Source organism: Streptomyces sp. NPDC127595, assembly GCF_042671685.1.
Lineage (GTDB): Bacteria > Actinomycetota > Actinomycetes > Streptomycetales > Streptomycetaceae > Streptomyces.
Window position 1 is genome coordinate 13,876 of sequence record NZ_JBHXWK010000019.1, and the last position, 22,741, is coordinate 36,616.

Here is a 22,741-nt window from a genome sequence, read left to right on the forward strand (position 1 = left end):
GCCGCAGGTCACAGCGCTTCCGCGAAGCGAGACAGATGGGCCTATAGGCGAGTGCGACCGATAAACTGTTCTCGGACGACGCCGGGCGCAGCCCCCGGCCGTCCACCAATGATCAGCCAGCAGCCGCTGCAACCTCAGGGAGCGTTGTGTCCCGTCGCCTGTTCACCTCGGAGTCTGTGACCGAGGGTCACCCCGACAAGATCGCTGACCAGATCAGTGACACCATTCTCGACGCGCTTCTGCGCGAGGACCCGAAGTCCCGGGTCGCCGTGGAGACGCTGATCACGACCGGCCTGGTGCACGTGGCCGGAGAGGTCACCACAAAGGCGTACGCGCCGATCGCGCAGCTCGTCCGCGACAAGATCCTCGAGATCGGTTACGACTCCTCGAAGAAGGGCTTCGACGGCGCGTCCTGCGGCGTATCGGTGTCCATCGGCTCGCAGTCGCCCGACATCGCGCAGGGCGTCGACACGGCGTACGAACAGCGGGTCGAGGGCGATGAGGACGAGCTCGACAAGCAGGGCGCGGGCGACCAGGGCCTGATGTTCGGCTACGCGACGGACGAGACCCCGGCGCTGATGCCGCTCCCGATCCACCTCGCGCACCGCCTCGCGCGCCGCCTCTCCGAGGTCCGCAAGAACGGGACGATCCCGTACCTGCGCCCCGACGGCAAGACCCAGGTCACCATCGAGTACGACGGTGACAAGGCGGTCCGCCTGGACACGGTCGTCGTCTCCTCGCAGCACGCGTCGGACATCGACCTGGAATCGCTCCTGGCCCCCGACATTCGCGAGTTCGTGGTCGAGCCGGAGCTGAAGGCCCTGCTGGACGACGGCATCAAGCTGGAGACCGACGGCTACCGCCTCCTGGTCAACCCGACCGGCCGCTTCGAGATCGGCGGCCCGATGGGCGACGCCGGCCTCACCGGCCGCAAGATCATCATCGACACGTACGGCGGCATGGCCCGCCACGGCGGCGGCGCCTTCTCGGGCAAGGACCCGTCCAAGGTCGACCGCTCCGCCGCGTACGCCATGCGCTGGGTCGCCAAGAACGTCGTCGCCGCGGGACTCGCCTCCCGCTGCGAGGTCCAGGTCGCGTACGCCATCGGCAAGGCCGAGCCCGTCGGCCTCTTCGTCGAGACCTTCGGCACCGCCAAGGTCGACGCCGAGAAGATCGAGACCGCCATCACCGAGGTCTTCGACCTCCGCCCGGCGGCCATCATCCGCGACCTCGACCTGCTCCGCCCGATCTACTCCCAGACCGCCGCGTACGGTCACTTCGGACGCGAGCTGCCCGACTTCACGTGGGAGCGGACGGACCGAGTGGAAGCGCTGCGCAAGGCTGTCGGCCTGTAGGGCCTGTTGTGTGGCGAGGCCCGGTGCCCTTGGGGGTGCCGGGCCTCGGTGTTTCCCGGTGTTGTGTCACTCGTCCTCGGGCGCGTGGCGCTGTCGGTGGGGTCTGGTAGGAATGTTGCTGTGAGCAGCGCGGACGGGGAGTCTGAGGGTGGTGCGGAGGGTGCGCCGCCCGAGCAGCTTGCGTTGATTCGGGAGAGTGTGCGGAAGGCCGCGGCGCCGAAGGCGAAGCCGCGGACGTGGCGGGGCGCCGCGCTGGCCAGGGAACTGCCCGTCGCGCGCGTGCTCGTGGACAAGGGCGTGCTGCATCTCGACCGGTACTTCGACTACGCCGTGCCCGAGGAGCTCGACGCGCAGGCGCAGCCCGGGGTGCGGGTGCGGGTGCGGTTCGGGGCCGGGCGGCATCGGGTGCGGGAGGGGCGGCGTGAGGGCGGGGGGCTGATCGACGGGTTTCTCGTCGAGCGGCTTGCCGAGTCGGAGTACGCGGGGCCCTTGGCCGCGCTGGCTCAAGTCGTCTCGCCCGAGCCGGTGTTGAGCGCGGAGTTGCTGGGGCTCACGCGTGCTGTCGCCGACCGGTACGCGGGCAGCCTCGCCGATGTGCTGCAACTGGCTGTGCCGCCGCGCAACGCTCGGGCGGAAGGCAAGGCTTCGCCCGCGCCGCTGCCGGTTCCCGGGGTGCCCGAGGTGGGGTCCTGGGCGCGGTACGGGCGGGGGGCGGCCTTTCTGGAGGCGCTCGCGGCGGGGGGAGCGCCGCGCGCGGTGTGGAACGCGTTGCCCGGGCCCGGCTGGGCCGAGGAGCTGGCGCGGGCCGTGGGTGCGACGCTCGCCTCGGGGCGGGGCGCGCTCGTGGTCGTGCCGGACGGGCGGGCCGTCTCGCGCGTCGACGCAGCGCTGACCTCGGTGCTGGGGGAGGGGCGGCACGCCGTGCTGACCGCGGAGGCCGGGCCGGAGAAGCGGTACCGGGAGTGGCTTGCCGTGCGGCGCGGGTCCGTACGGGCCGTCGTGGGCACGCGGGCCGCCATGTTCGCGCCCGTGCGGGATCTGGGGCTCGTCGCCATCTGGGACGACGGGGACGGCAGCCACAGCGAGCTGCACGCGCCGCAGCCGCATGCCCGGGAGGTGCTTCAGCTGCGGGCCGCTCATGACAAGTGTGCCTTTCTGCTGGGGAGTTGGAGCTGCACGGTCGAGGCTGCGCAGCTCGTCGAGAGTGGCTGGGCGCTGCCGCTGGTCGCGGAGCGCGAACAGGTGCGGGGGGCCGCGCCGTTGGTGCGGACCGTGGGGGACGGCGATCTCGCGCGGGACGAGGCGGCCCGGGCCGCGCGCCTGCCCACGATCGCCTGGCAGGTGGTCCGGGAAGGGCTGCGCAACGGGCCCGTGCTGGTGCAGGTGCCTCGCCGGGGGTACGTACCGCGGATGGCCTGTGCCCAGTGCCGGGCCGCCGCGCGGTGTCGGCACTGCGCGGGGCCGTTGGAGGCGCAGGATGCGGGGGCGCTGCGGTGTACGTGGTGTGGGCGGGACGAAGCGGCCTGGCACTGTCCCGAGTGCGGTGGCTTCCGGCTGCGGGCGCAGATCGTGGGCGCGCGGCGGACCGCGGAGGAACTGGGGCGGGCGTTTCCGGCCGTACCCGTGCGGACGTCCGGTCGGGAGCAGATCCTCGACACCGTGGCGGGAGCGCCCGCACTCGTCGTGAGCACGCCGGGCGCCGAGCCGGTGGCCGACGGTGGATACGCGGCCGCACTGCTGCTCGACGGCTGGGCGATGCTCGGGCGGCCCGATCTGCGGGCCGGGGAAGAGGCGCTGCGGCGCTGGATCGGCGCGGCATCGCTGGTGCGGCCGCAGAGCGCCGGGGGGACCGTGGTAGTCGTCGCCGAGCCGACCTTGCGGCCCGTGCAGGCGCTCGTACGGTGGGATCCCGTCGGGCATGCCGTCCGCGAACTGTCCGAGCGCGCCGAGCTCGGTTTTCCCCCGGTGTCGCGGATGGCGGCCGTGTCCGGTACGTCCGAGGCGCTGGCGGGATTCCTCGCCGCGGCCGAACTGCCCGGTGACGCCGAGGTGTTGGGGCCCGTTCCGATGCACGTCACGCAGGTGGGGCGTCCACGGCAGGCCGGGGGGGCGCCTCCGGGCGAGCACTGGGAGCGGGCCCTCATTCGGGTGCCGCCCGGGAGCGGGGCCGCGCTCGCCGCGGCGTTGAAGACCGCACAGGCGACCCGGATGGCTCGTGGGGGGAGCGAGCCCGTACGGATCCGGATCGATCCGCCGGACATCGGGTGAGGGCTGGGGGAGGGTGTGTCAGTTCGGGCTGCCTCCCAGGCCTGGTGGCGCCGGGAGGCAGACGAGGCAAGGGGTCAGCCGTTGCGCGGCCCGGGGAACGCGGTGGGCCGCACCTCCTCGCGGAGGGTGGGGCTGCCCGCCGTCGGCTGGGTCGGCATGGAGCGGGCGGCGGGAACCGTCGGTACGGGCAGGGCGGGGATGCCGGTGTTGACGGCGACGGTGTGGTTGCCCGCCGGCTCCGTGGCGCGCTCCGCCTCCGCGGCGGCCTGGGTGGTGGCCCGGCGGGCGCCGTAGCGGCGGTGCACCGCCTGCTTGGTGACCCCGAGGGCCGAGCCCACCGCATCCCACGAGAAACCCAGTGAGCGGTCGAAGTCCACGGCGGCCGTGACCAGGGTCTCGACGCTGTCCCGCAGCTCTTGGGCGAGGCGGACGGTCGGGGCGGGGGCGCGTCCGTAGACGACGAAGCCCGCGGAGGGGCCGGAGCGGCGCGGGCGGTAGACGTTGCCCAGCTGGGCGGTCAGCGTGCGCAGTGCGTCCACCTGCCGGCGGACCCGCTCGATGTCCCGCACCAGCAAGTGCAGGCTGGCCCGAGCCTGGGCGTCGTGGGTTGCGTGGTCGGCCATGAACAAGCCTCTCGAACAGGCGTTGAAAAGGATCGGGCCGCGATTGCGGCCCGTTGTGTCAACTCTTTCTTGACCAACGCGTTGAGGGGTGAGTGGTAACGCTGCGGGGGCGTAAGGGCATATGCACGGGGCGCGACGTGGGGCGTACGCCCCCGGTGGATTGTTGACTCGACAAGGGACTTCACCGGTACGTGTGTTCCCTCCCGGGATCTCTGTGCGAGTCGGTTGGCCGGATACGCGGCCTTCCGCGGGTCGGGCGCCCCCGCGCCCCCGACCGCCCGCCCCGCATAGACTGGTGCGCTGCCCCGCAACCCCGCCGCTCCCTGCGTGCGTGCAGGGTCTGAAGCACTCCCGTCCGAGAGGTCAACCGCCACCCATGAAGCTGGTCTTCGCAGGTACCCCCGAGGTCGCCGTTCCCGCTCTGGACGCCCTGATCGCCTCCGGGCGGCACGAGGTGGCCGCCGTTGTCACGCGGCCGGACGCGCCGGCCGGGCGGGGGCGTCGGCTTGTCGCGAGTCCGGTCGCCGAGCGCGCGGAGGAGGCCGGGATCGAGGTGTTGAAGCCGGTGAAGCCGCGGGACGAGGAGTTCCTGGCGCGGCTTCGGGAGATCGCGCCCGACTGCTGTCCCGTGGTCGCGTACGGTGCGCTGCTGCCTCGCGTGGCGCTGGACATCCCGGTCCACGGGTGGGTCAACCTGCACTTCTCGCTGCTGCCCGCCTGGCGCGGCGCTGCACCCGTGCAGCACTCGATCATGGCGGGGGACGAGATCACCGGCGCCTCCACCTTCCTCATCGAGGAGGGGCTCGACTCCGGACCCGTCTACGGGACCGTCACCGAGGAGATCCGGCCCACCGACACCAGCGGGGACCTGCTCACCCGGCTGGCCTTCGCCGGTTCCGGGCTGCTCGCCGCGACCATGGACGGGATCGAGGACGGCAGCCTGAAGGCCGTCCCCCAGCCCGCCGACGGCATCACCCTGGCGCCGAAGATCAGCGTCGAGGACGCCCACGTCGACTGGTCGGCCCCGGCGCTGCGCGTCGACCGGGTCGTCCGTGGCTGCACCCCCGCGCCCGGTTCCTGGACCGTCTTCCGGGGCGAGCGGCTCAAGCTCATCCAGGTCGCCCCGGCCGCCGACCGCACCGACCTCGCCCCGGGCGAGCTGTCCGTGGGCAAGAACAACGTGCACGTGGGGACCGGTTCGTACGCCGTCGAGCTGCTGTGGGTCCAGGCCCAGGGCAAGAAGCCGATGCGCGCCGCCGACTGGGCGCGCGGGGTGCGGATCGACTCCGGGGAGCGGGTCGGGGCCTGACCCGGCGCCCGCCGGGACGCCGGCGGGTCCAGGCATCAGCCGAGGCAGGGCGGCGGGTTGTGGGACCTGCCGGGAGGCTGGAGCGGGTCCTGGCATCATGCCGAGACGGGCGGCGGGTTGTGGGACCCGCCGGGACGCCGGTGTGGGTCCTGGCATCATGCCGAGGCAGGGGGGCGAGTCTTGGGCCCCGCCGAAACACCCGAGTGGGTCCCGGCACTACCGCGGGACCACCCCGGGACCACCCCGGGACCCCGAGGGCGGGTCGTGGCACCCCGCCGGGATCCCGCGGCCGGTCCTGGCACCCTGTCGAGACGCCGATGAGGTTCTTGACGCCGGCCGTGATACCGGCTCTTGGCACCACCCCGAGACACCGTCGGGGGCCCGGCGTCAGCCCCGCGGCGTACGCTGGCAGACGCACCTTTTCCCGAATCCGGAGCACCTTTTCGTGAGTGAGCAGTCCCGTCGGCCGCGCAAGCCCGGCAAGCCCTATCGCCGCCCCCAGAAGGACCCGGTCCGCATGCTCGCCTTCGAGGCGCTGCGGGCCGTGGACGAGCGGGACGCGTACGCGAACCTCGTGCTGCCCCCGTTGCTGAGGAAGGCGCGCGAGAAGGGCGACTTCGACGGGCGGGACGCGGCGCTGGCCACCGAGCTGGTGTACGGGACGCTGCGCAGGCAGGGGACGTACGACGCAGTCATCGCCGCGTGTGTCGACCGGCCGCTCCGCGAAGTCGATCCGCCGGTGCTCGATGTGCTGAGCCTCGGTGCTCATCAGCTGCTCGGCACCCGCATCCCGACCCACGCCGCTGTCTCCGCCTCAGTCGAGCTCGCCCGCGTGGTGCTCGGCGACGGACGGGCCAAGTTCGTCAACGCCGTCCTGCGGAAGATCTCGCAGCAGGACCTCGACGCATGGATCGAGCAGGTCGCGCCGCCGTACGAGGACGACCCCGAGGACAATCTCGCCATCGTTCACTCGCACCCGAGGTGGGTCGTCTCGGCGCTGTGGGACGCGCTCGGCGGAGGCCGCGCCGGGATCGAGGATCTGCTCGAAGCCGACAACGAGCGGCCCGAGGTGACGCTCGTCGCCCGGCCAGGGCGGTCCACCGCCGGTGAACTCCTCGACGTGCTCGGCGAGGAGTCCGCGCTGCCGGGCCGCTGGTCGCCGTACGCCGTGCGGCTCTCCGAAGGCGGCGAACCGGGTGCCATCGACGCCGTACGGGAAGGCCGTGCCGGTGTTCAGGACGAGGGCAGCCAGCTCGTCGCGATCGCCCTGGCGAACGCGCCGCTCGACGGGCCCGACAAGGCGTGGCTGGACGGGTGCGCCGGTCCCGGTGGCAAGGCCGCCATGCTGGCCGGGCTCGCCGCCGAACGCGGTGCCCTGCTGCTCGCCTCCGAGAAGCTGCCGCACCGCGCCGGTCTTGTGGCGAAGGCGCTCGCCGGGAACCCCGGGCCGTACCAGGTCATCGCGGCTGACGGGACCCGTCCGCCGTGGCGGTCCGGCACCTTCGACCGGGTGCTGATGGATGTGCCGTGCACCGGGCTCGGCGCCCTGCGCCGCCGTCCCGAGGCCCGCTGGCGGCGCCGCCCCGAGGACCTGGAGGGCTTCGCGCCGCTCCAGCGCGGGCTGCTGCGCACGGCGCTCGACTCCGTGCGCGTCGGCGGAGTGGTCGGTTACGCGACCTGCTCGCCGCACCTCGCCGAGACCCGGGCCGTGGTCGACGACGTCGTCAAGCAGCACGCCGCCGAGCTCATCGACGCCCGGCCGCTGCTGCCCGGCGTACCGGCCCTGGGCGACGGTCCCGACGTACAGCTGTGGCCGCATCTGCACGGGACGGACGCGATGTATCTGGCGTTGATCCGCCGGACGGGATGACCGTGTGAACTCTCGGCCCGGGCAGCCCCGGGCAGGGAGTGCGCGCGTTCGTCGACGGGCTGCTCGCGCGGGCCACTACCGCCCCCGTGGCGACGGTCCAGGGGATGAGTCAGTCCGGCCGCGAGGCCGGTTGCGGTGCCTCCGAGGGAGCCACCGCGGGCGGCGGCTCCCCGTCGTCCTCGTGGGCCAGCCGGTGCGGCCACCACACCTTCGGTCCCACGTCCAGGAACAGGGACGTGACCAGCACCGAGCGCACGATGAAGGTGTCGAGCAGGACGCCGAGCGCCACCGTGAAGCCGAGCTCCGCGAAGGCCACCATCGGCAGTGTGCCCAGCGCGGCGAAAGTGCCCGCGAGGACGAGGCCGGCGGAGGTGATGACGGCGCCGGTTGCGGTCAGGCCCGTCACCACGCCCTTGCGGGTGCCGTGGTGGGCCGCTTCCTCGCGGATGCGGGTGGTCAGGAAGATGTTGTAGTCGATGCCCAGGGCTACCAGGAAGACGAACACGAAGAGGGGGAAGTCGGTCGACTCGCCCGCGTAGTCGAAGACGTGCCGGAACGCCAGGGCGCTGATGCCGAGCGCCGCCGCGAAGGACAGCACCACCGTTCCGATGAGCAGCAGAGGCGCTATCAGGGCACGGAGCAGCCCGCACAGGATCAGCAGCACCACGACCAGCACCAGCGGGATGATCAGAATGTTGTCGTGAGTCGTCGCCTTGTCCATGTCGAGCAGGGACGCGGTGCCGCCGCCCACCTGGGCGTCGGCGTCGGGGACCGCGTGGACGGCGTCCCGGACCCGCTCCACCGTCTGTTTCGCGGCCTCGCTGTCGGCGGGGGCGGTCATGGTCGCCTCGAACAGCACCTTGCCCTCGAACTCGGGCTTCGTGCCGGGTGGCAGGCCCAGGGAGTCCGGTACGACACCGGAGGTGGCGGCCACCGCCTGACCGACCTCCTCGGCCTGGGCGCGGTTGCTGACGATGACGAGCGGATCGCCGCTGCCCGCGGGGAAGTAGCGCGCGGACACCTCCTGGCCGACGATCGAGTCGGGTTTGCCGGTGAAGGCGTCCGCGTTGCTGATGCCCTCCGCGCGCAGCTGGATCAGGCCCAGCGAGAGCAGTGCGAGCGCCGCCGCCGTGACGCCCCAGATCATGCGTGGGCGGCGGGCGATACGGCCGCCCATGCGTGCCCAGATGCCGCGCTCGGTCGGATCGGCGGAGCCGAAGTGCGGGATCACCGGCCAGAAGATCCAGCGGCCGAAGATCACCAGCAGGGCGGGGAACAGGGTCACCATGGCGATCAGCGCGACCGCGACACCGATCGCGGCGACCGGGCCGAGGCCGCGAGTGGAGTTCATCTCGGCCGCCAGCAGCACCAGCATGCTCAGGACGACGGTGGCTCCCGAGGCGAGTACGGCGGGCCCCGCGCGGTGCAGGGCCAGCGCCATCGCCTCGTGGCGGTCCTCGTGGCGGCGCAGTTCCTCCCGGTAGCGGGCGACCAGGAGCAGGGCATAGTCGGTCCCCGCGCCGAAGACGAGCACCGTGAGGATCCCCGCGCTCTGGCCGTTGACCGTCAGGCCCGCGTGCTCGGCGAGGAGATAGATCAGCGCCTGCGCGGTGAACAGCGCGGCGATCACCCCGAGCAGCGGGACGATGATCAGAGTGGGGCTGCGATAGGTGAGCAGCAGCATCACGATGACGACGCCCAGCGCGGAGAGCAGCAGGGTGGAGTCGATGCCCTCGAAGGCATCGGAGAAGTCCGCGGACGTACCGCCCGGGCCGGTGACATGCACCGCGAGCCCCTCGCCGCCCTTGCCGGTCACCTCACGGATCGAGTCGACCGCGGGAGCGATCTCCTCCCAGCCCTTCTCGTCCATCGTGATGGGGACGAGGATCTGGGCCGCGCGCGGGTCGGTCTCCCGGTCGTAGACCGGACCCCGGGTCTCCGCGCCGCGGATGCCGTGCGCGGTCAGCTGCTTGATCCGGTCCGCGTCCTCGGTGATCTGCGCACGGTCCTGTGCCGTGAGACCGTCCGCACGGGCGTACACGACGACCGCGGGGATCTGTTCCGGCCTGAAGTCCTCGGAGAGCTGCAGGACTTGGGTGGACTCGGCGGAGCCGGGCAGCCAGGAGGCCGCGTCGTTGTCCTGGGCGTCGGCGAGTTTCTGGGCGAACGGTGCCGTGAGAACCAGCAGCACCAGCCACAGGCCCACCACCGCCCACTTGCTGCGCCGACCGCAGACGAGCCAGGCGATTCCCCGCCGTTGCGTTCCCTGTTGGTCCCTCATGGCCACCCCCGTAGCCGCTCCTGGAGCCTGTGGGCCGCCCAGCATGGCATGTGGCGCCGTGGCACAACATCCGCAGAACGGCCTAGGTCTGGACCGAGGCGAGCGACCGGCCCGTGGCATGGCAGTCTTGGGGCATGGCCGTGCAGATCAACCCCAGCATCCTGTCCGCCGACTTCGCCCGCCTTGCCGAGGAGGCAAAGGCGGTGGAGGGGGCCGACTGGCTCCACGTGGACGTCATGGACAACCATTTCGTACCGAACCTCACGCTTGGTGTGCCGGTCGTAGAGTCCCTGGCCCGTGCTACGGATACGCCGCTGGACTGCCATCTGATGATCGAGGACGCCGATCGGTGGGCACCTCAGTACGTAGAAGCGGGTGCCGGTTCCGTCACCTTCCATGTGGAGGCGGCCGCCGCGCCCGTGCGGCTCGCCCGCGAAATCCGGGCCATGGGTGCCCGTGCCTCCATGGCGCTCAAGCCCGCGACGCCGATCGAGCCGTACGAGGATCTGCTCCCCGAGCTCGACATGCTGCTGATCATGACGGTCGAGCCGGGATTCGGCGGTCAGGCCTTCCTCGACATCATGCTCCCGAAGATCCGGCGCACTCGCGAGTTGATCAGCAAGCACGGTCTCGAACTCTGGCTCCAGGTCGACGGAGGAGTTTCGGCGTCGACGATCGAGCGCTGTGCGGAGGCCGGAGCCGACGTTTTTGTCGCCGGATCGGCCGTCTACGGGGCATCCGACCCGGCCCAGGCGGTACGTGCATTGCGCACGCAGGCTCAGGAGGTGACGGCCCAGGCATCGTGGGCGTGCGGCCACTGACCGAAGGGAACGTGAACGCCGCCCATCTGGGCTGATCAAATACGCCGGATCTGCAAGGATGGACGGCGAATCCAGAGTGTGAACAGCAGTGAGGAGATCGCCGTGCCGGGTATGTCGGCGGGCCGGTCAGCCATGCGGATGGGACCCGCAGAGCTGGTGCAGGCGGCGGCCATGGCCCGCCGCTTTTACCTCGAGGGCAAATCCAAGATCCAGATCGCGGAGGAGTTCGGCGTCAGCCGCTTCAAAGTGGCCCGGGTCCTGGAGACCGCTCTCGAACGGGATCTCGTGAGGATCGAGATCCGCGTCCCCGCAGAGTTGGACGCGGAGCGCTCGGACGCGCTGCGCGCCCGTTACGGCCTCAGGCACGCGGTCGTGGTGGAGTCCCCGGCCGAGGCCCAGGAGTCGCCCGACCCCGAGAACCTCGGCGAGGTCGCCGCGGACCTGCTCGGCGAGCTGGTCAACGAGGGCGATGTGCTCGGCCTCGCCTGGGGCCGCTCCACCATCCACATGGCGGCGGCCCTCGACCGGCTCCCGCCCTGCACGGTGGTGCAGTTGACGGGGGTGTACGACGCCGGGACCGCCGAGCGCGGTTCGGTGGAGGCGGTACGGCGGGCCGCCCAGGTGTCGGGCGGCGACGCTCACCCGATCTACGCGCCGATGCTGCTGCCCGACGCGGCCACCGCGGCCGCACTGCGCAGCCAGACCGGGATCGCCCGCGCCTTCGAGTACTTCGACAAGGTCACGGTCGCCTGCGTCTCCATCGGTTCCTGGGAGGCGGGCATCTCGACGGTGCACGACATGCTCACCGAGGAGGAGCGCGCCCACTACGCCACCCTCGGTGTCGCCGCGGAGATGTCCGCGCACCTCTTCGACGCCGAGGGGCGGCGGGTCGGCCGGGACCTCGGTGAGCGCTGCATCACCGTCGAGACGGACCGGCTGCGCCGGATCCCCGAGGTCATCGCGATCGCGGGCGGTCAGCGCAAGGGTGCCGCGATCGACGCGGTGCTGCGGTCCGGGCTCGTCACCAGCCTGGTGACGGACACGTCCGCTGCGGACTACCTGATGACGGCGGGAGCGACGCCGCGTCCGGCGCTGAACCGGGAGGATCCCGACGGGGTCTGACGGACTGACTTGTACGAGGAGTGGCCATGACGGCGGTCGGGATCATGCCTCCCCGCGCGCGGGGAGGGGCGGTCCGGCCTCTTCTCGGCGTCGCCGGCCGGTTGTTCCCCATGTGCTTGTCCGCCTTTGCCGCACCGCACTAACGTGCCGTCGTGGATCTCTTCTCGCGCTCCTGGACAGCGTTGCGTACGGCGGTCGCCGGGCTCTCGGACGAGGACTTCGCGCGGCCGTCCGGCTGTACCGGCTGGCTTGTACGGGACCTGGTGTGCCACCTGGTGATCGACGCCCAGGACGTCCTGATCACCCTCGTGACCCCCGCGGAGACGGAACCGACCCGCGACGCGGTGACCTACTGGGAGGTCGCGGAGACGCCGCCGACCGGTGACGACCCGCTGGACGCGCTGACCGTCCGGCTGGCCGCCGCGTATCAGGAGCCCTGGCTGCTCAAGTTCCACCTCGACGACGTCGGCTCCGCCGCCGGGCGCGCCGCGGAACTCGCCGACCCGGGCCTGCGGGTCGGCACCCGCGACGAGGTTCTCACCGCGGGCGACTACCTCTCCGCCTACGTCCTGGAGTGGACGCTGCACCACCTCGACCTGGTCGCCCACCTCCCGGACGCGGCGGATCCGCCCGCGGAAGGGCTCGCCCGGGCCCGCGAGCTGCTGGAGAAGATCGCCCGGGCCGCGTTTCCCGCGTCGGTCTCCGACAAGGACGCGCTGCTGGTCGGCACCGGACGACGTGCCCCGACCGACGCGGAGAAGGCCGAACTGGGCGAGCTGGCCGCCAGACTTCCGCTCATCCTGGGATGACCGACCAGCTGAACGGGACCCTGGGAGCGCGCAGGGAACGCACGGCGAGGGCGATCGGGAAGCGTGCCGCATTGTCAGCGGGCAGGGCGGCGAGATCTACTACACCGATGATCACAACGAATCAGTCAGGGCGGTGCTGAGATGACGGACAACCCGCTCGCGCCGGTGCTCGAAGGAAGCTCACCCGCCGGTGTCCTGTCCTGGCCCGCCCAGCTGCCCGTGGAACGTGCGCTCGAAGCCGCGCGGAAGGCCGACTGGGAAACCGCGGTCCTGGACCTCGCGGGCGTCACCGACAAAACCGGGCTGATGGCGGCGTGTGCCACCGCGCTGCGCCTGCCGGACTGGTTCGGCGCCAACTGGGACGCCCTCGCCGACTGCCTCGGCGACCTCGGATGGTGGCCCACTCCGCACGGCCGGCTGATCCTCGTACAGGACTGGCAGGCGTACGCGGCGGCCTCGGCCGCGGACTGGCGCGTGCTGCAGGAGATCTTCGCCGACGCGGCGGCACACTGGCGGGGTACGGACACCCCGCTGGCCGTGGTGATGGCGCTGGCGGGGCCCCGGTAGCGAGCATCCCCAGGTGCGATGTCGGAGATGTCGCGAACCGGGCGCACCCCGGTCTCCAGGTTGGCCCGCGCGGGACGCCGTCGAAGTAGCGGAAGACCGCGACGTGGCGTCGTGCGTTTCAAGCGGCAGTGTGTCCATCGGTTCGGGCGCCGGATGGCGGTCGACGGCGGCCTGAACGTTCTCGAGCAATGACGTCACTGCTTGGGCGGCCGCCGTCTGTGACAGCAGGTGACCCGGTTTATGACCGGTCACGGAGGCAGCGATGAGTTTTCGTGGCCTGGAGAGTCCGGTCGGCCGCGCCGTCGCCCCGGCGAGGCTGTTTGCCTGGGCCGGTGCCACGGCAAGCTGGCCCAGGCGTACCGAATCTGGGGGAGCCGGGGACTCGACGACTACTTCACGCGGGGCTGCGCGCGCAACATCGGCGCCGAGATCATGGGCCGCAATAAGTTCGGGTCCCAGCGTGGGCCCTGGAATGTTGGACGGCGTGCTGGGAAGGCCCGTGTACAAGGCCGTGGTGGTCTGCGGTGTCTGTCACGAGCGCGACCACACCGGGTGGCCGCCGTCAGGACCGGCTCCGACCCCTGCGCAGCGTATAGCGGGTCAGCAGCCGGAAGCCGCGGTCGAGGTGCGGCCGGTCCGCTGGGCGAAGGCATCGGTCTCGGCCTGTCCTGAGGGGTGATCAGCCGTTGCCTGCTCGCTGAATCGGGACTGCCGTCCCAGAGCCGGCCGCCAGGTGGGTGCCGAGCAGGCGAAACCGCGCGGGCTAGCTGGGAGTCCTGGCGGGTGGTGACGACGGCGTCCGCCCACCGCGGGGGGTGAGCGGGTACGTGAACTCCGCTTCGCGGAACGGCCGATGACCGTCGGACGGAGTGCGCGGAGCTCAGTTGTCGATTTTGAGCTCGCCCATGGCGCTCCAGCCGTCCGCGCCCTCGATCGTCGTACTCACGATGTCGGGTGTGCGACGGAGGAGGGGACGCATTGTCTCCAGTCCCGCGCGGAAGTGGTCGGAGTTCACATGGGCCGCGGCAGCGCCGTCTTCGAAGGCCTCGACCAGGACGTAGGTAGTCGGGTCCTCGACGCTGCGAGACCATTCGAACCATTTGTTGCCGGGCTCAGACCTGGTACCGGCGGTGAAGTCGGCGACGTGATCCGGCCACTGGTCGGCATATTCGGGCTTCACTGGAAATTTGACAACAATGAAGATCATTGAGCCATTCTAGGCTTGCTTCAGTGCACGGGGTCGGGGTGCCGGCTCGGACGACCGGCCAGGAGAGGCGTGAATCTCCTGGAACGAGTGCTGCACCGAAGGAGGGCCGAGACTGTCCAGCCTCGGCCCCTCCCCTTTGGGATATTGCCCCGAGGGCCCTCGGTTACCGCGCCAGAGGCGGGGTGCTGCGCGGAGGCTTGCGGCTCGTCGCGGCCTTCTCGTAGGCATAGGCGAGTGAGAGGAGCACCGGCTCGTCGAATTCACGCCCGAGCAGCTCCGCGCCCACCGGTACGCCGATCGGAGCCGTCGAGGTGGGGGCCGAGAAACCGCCGGGGAAGCAGATGGCCGGGAAGCCTGTGCCGTTCGACAGGGTGCCGTTGCGCTCCGGCTGGGGCACTCCGACCGAGGAGACGAGCACCTTCTGCAGCGGGTACAGGATCGCCTGGATGTCGAGCTCGGCCATCTTGGCGGAGACCGCGAGACGCAGCTTCTCGCGGTTGACGAAGTGGTCCTTGTAGGTCGGGTTGTTCAGTCCGTCGACGATGGCGATCTCCTGTTCCATCGCCGCCTGTGCATCGGGTGTCGCCGTCTTGGAGGCGACGAGCTGTTCGAAGGTGTGCACCGGGGCGTCCGGTCCGAGGGTCTCGAAGTACGCGTCCATCGCTGTGTGGGCTTCCCAGGTGGAGGTCACCACGACGTTCTGGAGAGTGTCGTATTCCGGCAGGCTGAACCGGACGATGGTCGCGCCCCGTGCCTTCATGGTGGAGATGACCTGCTCCATCACGCGGTTGACCTCCGCGTGGCGTGCCTCGGTGCCGAACAGGTTGGTCATCACGCCGATACGCGCGCCTCGGAGCGCGTGCCGGTCCAGGTGGTCCGTATAGCTGTGCGGAGGACGGCCGACGCCGTATCCCGTGACGGGATCGGCAGGGTCGAAGCCCGCCATCACGTCGAGCATCCGCGCCGCGTCCTCCACCGTGCGGGTGATGGGGCCCAGCTCGTCCTGGGTGATGCTGGCCGGTATGACACCACTGCGGCTGATCAGGCCCCGGGTGCATCGCACCCCGACGAGACTGTTGGCCGAGGCGGGGGAGCGGACCGACTGGCCCGTGTCACTGCCGGTGCCCAGGACGGCGAAGTTCGACGCGATCGCCGCGCCGGTTCCACCGCTGGAGCCCCCGGGGGTGCGGGTAAGGTCGTAGGGGTTGAGGACCTGTCCGCCCAGTGAGCTGATCGAGTTGCCGCCCCGTGCGAACTCCTGCAGGTTGGCCTTGGCGAGGATGATCGCGCCGGCCCTCCGCATCTTGGCGACCGTGAAGGCGTCTGTCGGCGGCACGGAGGTACGCATCGCCGTGTTGCCGCCCGTGGTCGGCATGTCGAAGGTGTCGTAGTTGTCCTTGAGGATCACCGGGATGCCGTGCAGCGCGCCGGTCAGGCCGGAACGCCGGTACTGGCGGTCGAGTTCGTCAGCGGTCTCGAGTGCACGTGGATTGACGGTGATGAGCGACTTCAGGGTCGGTCCCTGCTTGTCGTACGCGGCGATCCGGTCGAGGTACAGCTGCACCAGCTGACGGCACGTCAGCCGGCCACGGCGGTAGGCGTCGTGGATGTCGGCGACCGTCGCCTCGATCAGATCGAACCCGCCCGTGCCGGACCGCGACCCGGACGCGGCGGCCGCGGTCTTCGACGCGGCCGATCCCTGCGCGGCGGCCGGGCCGGCGGTCTCGCCGACGATACTCAGCGCGCCGACGGCGCCCACGGCGCCGATGAAACCACGTCTGTTCAGACTGCTGTGCTCGCTCATGTGTCCACTGGCCCTCTCTGGTACCGCCGTTGGCGGCGGCAAGGTGTGAATGGTTCGAGTCCTCGGCGGCACGCGCGCGCCTTGGACGGCTGGGGACCGACGACCCGTCAGAGCCTCGGCTGGTCCGATGCCGAAGGCGGGTGAGTCCCGCCGGCCGGGGAGGGGATCTGATGCTCGCTCGGCACCCCTACTTGTGGTGCCGCGGGGGGAAGTGCGCCTTCTGGATGACGCCGTGGACACCGACGGTGCGGTCCACGACCTGGGACACCTCGAAGTCGGCGGCCGCCGACAGGTAGGCGTAGGCCACGGCCCGGTCCATTCCGAGGTCGTGCTCGAGGAAGTCCAGTGCGTTGACCACCGCGCGCCGCATGGCGATGTTCAGTTCGCTGATCTGGCCGTTCAGGCCTCCGTCGGGATCCGACAGGCCCACGGCCACCCAGGCGTCCTGGGTCTCGGCGAAGGGGTAGTGGAACGCGACGGACGGGGCGTCGCCGGAGCCCTGCCGACACACCGTGAGGCGGAACGTCGTGCGCAGGGAACCTTCCATGGCGGTGAGGGCCACTTCGCCGTTGCCCATGGCCATGTGCGGGTCGCCGGTGTAGAACAGAGCGCCTTCGGAGAAGACCGGGAGGTACAGGGTCGAGCCCTGCTGGAGCCGGTTGATGTCGATGTTGCCACCGCCGAGGGTCGGCGGGATCGAGTTGAGCGCCGGTGCGGTGAGGTCGTTCTCGGAGGTGAAGGCGACGCCCATCATGCCCATGTGAGGCTTGAGCGGGAAGGCGACCTCACCTGAAGTGCCGAACGGCATCACGCCGTTGACTGCGCCGCCGTTGCCCCGGCGGACCGGTGTGAAGACGGAGACATTGCCGTAGTGCATGGGGTCGCCCGTGGGCCGGCCGTCCGTCGCCACCGGAGGCATGACCTCGTCGAGTGTGATCCCCACCGGAGCGGAGCCACCGGCCTGGCGGGCGAGGGAGCCCTTTCCGTGCCGGCTCGACACGACGCCGTAGGGCACCCGGGGCAGCAGCGAGAGAATCTCGATCTTCAGTACGTCACCGGGCCGCGCTCCCTCGACGTGGATCGGGCCGGTGACCACGTGCGGGCCGTCGACGTCGAAGTCGCGGTCCGTGCGGTTGTAGTCGCGGGCGATGGCGACCGCGTCGTCCAGCACCTGATCGGCCGGCACACCGTGGCTCCTGAAATAGGCGGCGGGGTCGCGGCCCTGGTCTTCCAGAAGTCCCTCGTGGGAGACTGTGTCCACGGTCACCGACTCACCGGATCGCATCCGCAGGACCGGCTGACTGCCGACCGAGGGCACGTACCCCCAGCGGACCCGCTCCGGAAGGGACGGCACGTAGTGCTTGCCGTGGATGGTTCCTCTGCCGGGCTGGAGGATCTCCTTCGGAAGCGCGGCCGTCGGCTGCGCCGCCTGCGCCGTGCCGTTCGACAACAGGGTCGCCGCGGTGCCCGCGGTGGTCACGGCGGTGGCGGCGCGGAGGAAACCGCGGCGCCCGAGGCCGGAGATGAGCAGCTCCCGGGCGTTGTCCGGGTCCATGGCGGAAGGGTTCACGGGTACTCCAGAGTTCGTGTCGTTGGATCGCTCTGCTGTCGGATCGGGGCCCGCCACGACCGGAACACGTCACTGCGCTGTGGCCGGGAAGCACCCGGGCAGATCCGGTGGGAGGGGGACTCGCAGGAGGAGCCACGCTGTCCTGTCGTGCGCAGCGGTGAAGAGAGAGGCCAGACCTGGTCAGACGTCAGGTCCGGCCGGCGCCGGGGAGGCGCTGAGGCCGATGGTCAGGCCTGGTCGGAGGAGGACGCGCTCTCGTCGCGCGAGCGCCGGATGAGCTGGTCGACGTCGGCGAGGTGACGGCTCATGGCACGGGCTGCCGCGCCCGGGTCACGGGCCTCGATCGCGTCACGGATCGCCTGGTGGCCGGCCAGCGATGCCCGACGCCCTTCCGGTGTGCTGTGGGAGTCCTTGCGCACCGGGGTGGTCCATGAACTGACCATCGTGGTGAGGGCGGTGAGCAGCGGGTTGTGGCTTGCCCTGGCCAGCGTCAGGTGGAACTTGATGTCGAGTTCGAGCGACTTGGCACCCAGGAGATCCTCGTCCGTGGCGTGCAGGATGTCGTCCATCTGCAGCAGGTCGGCGCTGGTGGCGCGCAGTGCCGCGAATTCGGCGATCTTCGGTTCGATGACCATCCGCAGCTCGGCGACGTTCCCCAGTTCGCGGTCGGCCTCGGCCAACTCGGTCAGATTCGTGTAGAGATCGTCGACCTGGGTGGGAGGAGCCAGCACCACTGTGCCGCGGCCCGGCCGGCGCTCGATGAGGTGCTTGGCCTCCAGCTGGTGCAGGGCCTCCCGCAGGGAGGTCCGCGACACGGACAGTGACTCGGCCAGTTCGCGTTCCGACGGCAGCCTGTCGCCCGGGGCGATCTCGCCCAGCGCCATCATCTGTTCCAGATGCGCGACCAGGGCGTCACTGATGCTGTGAGCACGGGTCCGCAGCGGCCGCACCTTCGCCACCCCCACGCCCTTTACCTCCTTGCCGAACGTGCAGCCAGCGTACCGTGCCCGATCACGTCGGGTCCGGGTTTCAGCCCGCGGCCGGGGTCGCCGGCTCCGACAGTCTTCCACGATCATGTCCACGCGCCGAAGTCGCTCTTACGGATCAGGCAGTGGACGCCCTTGACGTCGTCCACCACCTGGCTCACCACGAAGTCCGCGGCGGCACTCAGATAGGCGTACCCGATGTCCGTCGGCACCTCGTACAGATCCGCGAGCAGCCGCAGGGCTTCGCGGACCGCTTCGCGGACCGCCTCGTTGAGGTCGCGGTGGAGCCCGAGCGCGATCCAGTGCTCCGGCGTTTCACCGAGGGGCCGGCGCAACAACCCCAGCAGTGCTCGGCTTTCCGCCGCCGGCAGTACCGTCGCGCGCAGGGTCGCGCGCAGAGGAGCCTCCAGCGCGGTCAGCGCGACTTCGCCGTGCCCCTGGGCGTAGTGGGGGTCTCCGACGTAGAGCCCGGCCCCGTCCACCTGTACAGGCAGGTAGAGGCTGGTGCCGACGACGAGGTCCTTGACGTCCATATTCCCGCCGAACGGCCCGGGGGGTACCGAGTTGAGCGGAGTGGCGCCCGCGTTCGTCACCCCGACCAGCCCGAGGAACGGTGCGAGGGGGAAACGCAGTTCCCGGCCTCCCGGCACCGCGATGCTGCCCGTCAGGTCCGCCGTGGCCCGGCAGAACGTGGAGACGGAGCCCGCCTTCTCCGGGTCGCCCGGATCGGGCACGAAGCCGGGGTGCGGCAGGTGGGGGAGCTCCCCGGCCAGGGCGCCGTACCCGTGCCTGCTGGAGATGACGCCGTACGGGGCCCGCGGCACGAGCTCGAGGAAGTCGACCCGCAGTACGTCGCCGGCTCTCGCCCCGCTGACCGCGATGGGTCCGGTGGTGATGTGTGGTCCGTCGCCGGCGGCGTCGCGGACGGGGTGCTGGGCGGCGATGTCGGCGGCGTCTCGCAGCACGGACCCGGGGTCGATCCCGAACTGGCCGAAGAAGGCCACGGGGTCCCTGCCCTGGTCTTCCATGATGCCCTCGTGGGACACCGTGTCCACGGTGATGGTTTCCGCGGAGCCGATCCGGGCGACCGGTGCGGTCCCTTCGGCGGGCAGCCATCCCCAGGTGACCGTGTCGCCGGTCGAGGCCAGGTAGTGGCGGCCGGGAAGAGGCCCCTCGTGGGGCTGAAGGAGGGGCAGGCTCATGAGTGGTTCCTCTCCGGTATGCCGGCGATGAGATCGATCTCGATGGCGGCGCCCACGGCGAGACCGGTGACGCCGACGCAGGTACGGCTCGGCAGCGGGCCCTCGAACCAGGTTTCGTAGGCCGTGTTGAAGGCGCCGAAGTCGGCGAAGTCGGTCAGATAGACCCGGACCATCAGCACGTCGTCGAGCGTGAGGCCGAACTGTCGGAGCACGGCCTCCAGATTGCGGCGCACCTGCTCCGCCTGGGCGAGCACGCCGCCTTCGACCAACCGGTCGGTGGCCGGGTCGGTGGGCATCTGGCCGGTGACGAAGACCATCGGCCCGAAGCGGGTCGCGTGCGCGAAGGGGCCCACTTGCGGGGGCACCCCGTCCTCAGCCGAGAAGACGAAGGTCTCCTTGCCTGTCGGGGCATCGGCCGGGACAGTCATGCCGCCCCTCCCATGGTCTGCGCGCCCATGACCCGCAGGAACCGCGCGGTCGCCGGATGCCTGGGACGCGTGAGGAGCTCATCGGCGGGCCCTTCCTCGGTCACGGAGCCGTCGCTCATGAACACCACCCGGTCGGCCACCTCCTGGGCGAAGCGCAGCTGGTGGGTGGCGATGAGCATGGTCAGACCGTCCTCGCGGGCGAGTCGGCGGATCACCTCGAGTACTTCGTGGACGAGTTCCGGATCGAGGGCCGAGGTCGGCTCGTCGAGCAGCAGGACCCGGGGACTGGGCGCGAGTGCGCGGGCGATGGCCACGCGCTGCTGCTGCCCTCCCGACAGGTGCCGGGGCAGCGCTCCCGCCCGGTGGGCGAGACCGACCCGTTCGAGCAGTTCGGCCGCCCTGCCTTCCGCCTCTTCGGCGGGCAGCCGGTGCACCCGTCGCAGGGGCACCGCCACGTTTTCGAGGGCGGTGAGGTGGCTGAAGAGATTGAAGTGCTGGAAGACCATGCCCACCCCGGCTTCCGCGCGGGCGTTCGCGATCTTCGCGGGCGAGAGCGGCTTGCCGTCGTCGCGGTAGCCGATGCGGCGCCCGCCGATCAGGACCGCTCCGGAATTGGCTTCCTCCAGGTGGTTGATGCTGCGCAGCAGGGTGCTCTTTCCGGATCCGCTCGGACCGAGCAGCGCCACGACCTCGCCGGTACGCACGGTCATGTCGAGCCCGTCGAGGACGACGTGCGCCCCGTACGACTTGTGCAGGGAGCGGACCTCTACTGCGGCCGGGGCGGAGGCGAGGGCGGTCATCCGCGCTTCCCGCTCCGGCGGCTCGGGTGGCGTCGGAGGTACCCATGGCTCGTCGTCGGACACGGGTTCCTTCACCGCTGCGGCCACGGGTACGGGCACGGCGGTGGCCCGGCGGAAAGGCAGCAGCCGTCGTGCCCACGAACGGGAGGCGGGGCGGTCCAGATCGAGGGCACGCTCGGCCGCCAGTTGGATCGCGCTGATGCCGCCGGTGAGGACGAGGTACATGACGCCGGAGGCGAAGAAGACGGAGAAGAAGTCGAAGGTGGACGATGCGAGTTGGGTGCTGCGCAGGGTGAGTTCCTGGACGGCGATGAACGAGGCGAGCGAGGAGTTCTTGAGCGTCGTGACGGCTTCGTTGCCGAGGGCCGGGACCATGAGGCGTATCGCCTGCGGAGCAACGACTCTCCTCATGATCACGAGCGGTGTCATACCGAGCGCCTGCCCGGCGACGACCTGGCCCCTGTCCACCCCGAGCACGCCGGACCGGAAGACCTCCGCGATGAAGGTGGCCTCGTTGGCCGCGAGAGCGAGCCCGGCCGCCGTCAGAGGGCTCAGGGTCAGACCTGCGTGCGGCAGTGCGTCGTAGGCGAAGACCAGCTGGAGGATCAGCGGGGTGCCCCGGAAGATGATCGTGTATCCGCGCGCCACCGCGGACAGCGAACGGTGCCGGGACAGTTGCATGCTCGCCAGCACGAATCCCAGTATCAGACCGCCGAGCAGCCCCAGCGCGGTCAGCTCCAGGGTGATGAGGATTCCCTGCAGCAGATACGGCAGTTCGAGGTAGTGGAGGAACTGGGACATCAGCCGGTCACCAGCCGCGGAGCCTCCAGAGTGCCCGCCTCCAGGGACCACTTCTTGAGCAACTTGGTCTGGGTGCCGTCCTTCTGGATCTCCACGAGAGCGGCCTTGAGGGCGTCCCGGAACCCGGTCTTGTCCTTCGGCACCGCGATACCGATGGAGTAGGGCAGCGTCACGGCGGTCGCCTTGGCCAGTTGGTTCGGGTACGCCTTGACCGCCCCCGTCACGGTGTTCACGTCGTTGATGTAGGTGTCGGCGCGGCCGGCGAGGATCGCCTGGATGCACTGGGCGTTGTTGTCGTACAGCTGGACCTGCGGAGCCGGGCGACCGGCGGCCTTGCATGCGTCGGCCAGGTCTTGGACCAGGGGCACCTCTACGAAGCCGGTGTTGAGCGCGGCCGTCGACCCGCAGAGCGAGGTGTTGATGCCCGTGAGCTTCTTCGGGTTTCCCTTCTTCACCAGCACCCCGTCGTAGACCTTCGAGTAGGTCACGAAGTCGGCGGCCTTGGCACGGTCCTTGGTGGCGTAGATGTCGGAGATGACGAGGTCGGCCTGGCCGCTCTGCAGCGTGGGCAACAGCGCTGGGAAGGCCACCGGCTTGTAGTCCAGCTTGAAGCCCAGACACTGGCCCAGAGCGGTGCCGAGATCGATGTCGAACCCTACGTATCTGCTCGGATCGTTGGGATCGAGCGCCTCGTAGCCGGGCGTGTGCGGATTGATCGCGTTGGTGAACGTCTTGCCCGCAAGTTCCGGATGGGCGGACTGCAGCTTCTTGCAGGCCGGCGAGACGGGGGTGGTCGAGGCCGCGGCGTTCGACGGCGACCCGGCATCGCAGGCCGTCAGCAGGACGGCGGATGCGGCGAACGCCACGGTTATCGGCAGAAGGGGGCGCATGGAGGCATTCCTCTCGTTCGCGGGGAGT

Annotated in this window: 18 protein-coding genes and 3 pseudogenes; 10 read left to right on the top strand and 11 right to left on the bottom strand. The window is 70.7% G+C overall.

Annotated elements, in window-relative coordinates:
- The first annotated feature begins 146 nt into the window (after positions 1 to 146).
- The gene (gene metK / locus ACFVKT_RS38160) at positions 147 to 1,355 is read left to right on the top strand and encodes a methionine adenosyltransferase (protein WP_385740886.1); all 1,209 of its coding nucleotides are present in this window, start codon (positions 147 to 149) and stop codon (positions 1,353 to 1,355) included.
- Positions 1,356 to 1,475: 120 nt separating this feature from the next.
- Complete coding sequence (locus ACFVKT_RS38165) at positions 1,476 to 3,623, top strand: primosomal protein N' (protein WP_385740889.1); 2,148 nt, start codon at positions 1,476 to 1,478, stop codon at positions 3,621 to 3,623.
- Positions 3,624 to 3,697: 74 nt separating this feature from the next.
- On the opposite strand, the gene ACFVKT_RS38170 is transcribed toward ACFVKT_RS38165, so the two are convergent.
- Positions 3,698 to 4,246, bottom strand: a complete 549-nt coding sequence (locus tag ACFVKT_RS38170) for a hypothetical protein (RefSeq protein WP_385740892.1) — start codon at positions 4,244 to 4,246, stop codon at positions 3,698 to 3,700.
- A gap of 376 nt (positions 4,247 to 4,622) precedes the next feature.
- Between ACFVKT_RS38170 and fmt the strand changes: the two genes are divergently transcribed.
- Both fmt and ACFVKT_RS38180 read left to right on the top strand, forming a co-directional pair.
- Entirely contained in the window at positions 4,623 to 5,555 is a 933-nt protein-coding gene (gene fmt / locus ACFVKT_RS38175) for a methionyl-tRNA formyltransferase (RefSeq protein ID WP_385740895.1), read from the top strand.
- 445 nt (positions 5,556 to 6,000) lie between these two features.
- Positions 6,001 to 7,425: an RsmB/NOP family class I SAM-dependent RNA methyltransferase gene (locus ACFVKT_RS38180; RefSeq protein ID WP_385740898.1), complete on the top strand. Its 1,425-nt coding sequence runs from the start codon at positions 6,001 to 6,003 to the stop codon at positions 7,423 to 7,425.
- A gap of 109 nt (positions 7,426 to 7,534) precedes the next feature.
- Here the strand turns inward: ACFVKT_RS38180 and ACFVKT_RS38185 are convergent, their stop codons facing one another.
- Positions 7,535 to 9,706, bottom strand: coding sequence for an MMPL family transporter (locus ACFVKT_RS38185; RefSeq protein WP_385740901.1), 2,172 nt, complete (start codon positions 9,704 to 9,706; stop codon positions 7,535 to 7,537).
- Between the two features lie 134 nt (positions 9,707 to 9,840).
- Here ACFVKT_RS38185 and rpe point away from each other — a divergent pair, with 134 nt between their 5' ends.
- The 6 genes and pseudogenes from rpe to ACFVKT_RS38215 all read left to right on the top strand — a co-directional run.
- Entirely contained in the window at positions 9,841 to 10,527 is a 687-nt protein-coding gene (gene rpe, locus ACFVKT_RS38190) for a ribulose-phosphate 3-epimerase (protein WP_385740903.1), read from the top strand.
- A gap of 78 nt (positions 10,528 to 10,605) precedes the next feature.
- The gene (locus ACFVKT_RS38195) at positions 10,606 to 11,649 is read left to right on the top strand and encodes a sugar-binding transcriptional regulator (protein WP_385740906.1); all 1,044 of its coding nucleotides are present in this window, start codon (positions 10,606 to 10,608) and stop codon (positions 11,647 to 11,649) included.
- Between the two features lie 152 nt (positions 11,650 to 11,801).
- On the top strand, positions 11,802 to 12,458 hold the full coding sequence (locus tag ACFVKT_RS38200; RefSeq protein WP_385740909.1) for a maleylpyruvate isomerase N-terminal domain-containing protein: 657 nt from the start codon (positions 11,802 to 11,804) through the stop codon (positions 12,456 to 12,458).
- A gap of 37 nt (positions 12,459 to 12,495) precedes the next feature.
- Positions 12,496 to 12,603, top strand: a pseudogene (locus tag ACFVKT_RS38205) (ribonuclease N); the annotation flags it as partial.
- Positions 12,600 to 13,025, top strand: a complete 426-nt coding sequence (locus ACFVKT_RS38210) for a barstar family protein (RefSeq protein WP_385740912.1) — start codon at positions 12,600 to 12,602, stop codon at positions 13,023 to 13,025. The pseudogene ACFVKT_RS38205 and the gene ACFVKT_RS38210, both read left to right, overlap by 4 nt.
- A gap of 262 nt (positions 13,026 to 13,287) precedes the next feature.
- Positions 13,288 to 13,496, top strand: a pseudogene (locus tag ACFVKT_RS38215) (deaminase); the annotation flags it as partial.
- 409 nt (positions 13,497 to 13,905) lie between these two features.
- Here ACFVKT_RS38215 and ACFVKT_RS38220 read toward each other — a convergent pair.
- The 9 genes and pseudogenes from ACFVKT_RS38220 to ACFVKT_RS38260 all read right to left on the bottom strand — a co-directional run bounded on the left by ACFVKT_RS38220 (position 13,906) and on the right by ACFVKT_RS38260 (position 22,713).
- Complete coding sequence (locus tag ACFVKT_RS38220) at positions 13,906 to 14,232, bottom strand: putative quinol monooxygenase (RefSeq protein ID WP_385740915.1); 327 nt, start codon at positions 14,230 to 14,232, stop codon at positions 13,906 to 13,908.
- A 163-nt stretch (positions 14,233 to 14,395) separates the two neighbouring features.
- Positions 14,396 to 16,036 (bottom strand): amidase family protein, encoded by a 1,641-nt coding sequence (locus tag ACFVKT_RS38225; RefSeq protein WP_385740918.1) that lies wholly within the window; start codon positions 16,034 to 16,036, stop codon positions 14,396 to 14,398.
- A gap of 187 nt (positions 16,037 to 16,223) precedes the next feature.
- Entirely contained in the window at positions 16,224 to 17,606 is a 1,383-nt protein-coding gene (locus tag ACFVKT_RS38230; protein ID WP_385740921.1) for an acetamidase/formamidase family protein, read from the bottom strand.
- Between the two features lie 227 nt (positions 17,607 to 17,833).
- Positions 17,834 to 18,571, bottom strand: coding sequence for a FadR/GntR family transcriptional regulator (locus tag ACFVKT_RS38235; RefSeq protein WP_385740924.1), 738 nt, complete (start codon positions 18,569 to 18,571; stop codon positions 17,834 to 17,836).
- A gap of 107 nt (positions 18,572 to 18,678) precedes the next feature.
- Positions 18,679 to 19,794, bottom strand: a complete 1,116-nt coding sequence (locus ACFVKT_RS38240) for an acetamidase/formamidase family protein (RefSeq protein WP_385740927.1) — start codon at positions 19,792 to 19,794, stop codon at positions 18,679 to 18,681.
- Positions 19,791 to 20,222, bottom strand: coding sequence for a RidA family protein (locus ACFVKT_RS38245; RefSeq protein ID WP_385740930.1), 432 nt, complete (start codon positions 20,220 to 20,222; stop codon positions 19,791 to 19,793). Before ACFVKT_RS38245 ends, ACFVKT_RS38240 begins: the two co-directional genes overlap by 4 nt.
- Entirely contained in the window at positions 20,219 to 21,022 is an 804-nt protein-coding gene (locus ACFVKT_RS38250; protein ID WP_385741073.1) for an amino acid ABC transporter ATP-binding protein, read from the bottom strand. The genes ACFVKT_RS38245 and ACFVKT_RS38250 overlap by 4 nt, the downstream gene beginning before the upstream one ends.
- A 186-nt stretch (positions 21,023 to 21,208) precedes the next feature.
- Positions 21,209 to 21,823: pseudogene (locus tag ACFVKT_RS38255) on the bottom strand (amino acid ABC transporter permease); the annotation flags it as partial.
- Positions 21,823 to 22,713 carry an ABC transporter substrate-binding protein gene (locus tag ACFVKT_RS38260; protein WP_385740933.1) on the bottom strand — a complete coding sequence of 297 codons (891 nt, stop codon included), beginning with the start codon at positions 22,711 to 22,713 and terminating at the stop codon, positions 21,823 to 21,825. The pseudogene ACFVKT_RS38255 and the gene ACFVKT_RS38260, both read right to left, overlap by 1 nt.
- Positions 22,714 to 22,741 lie beyond the last annotated feature (28 nt).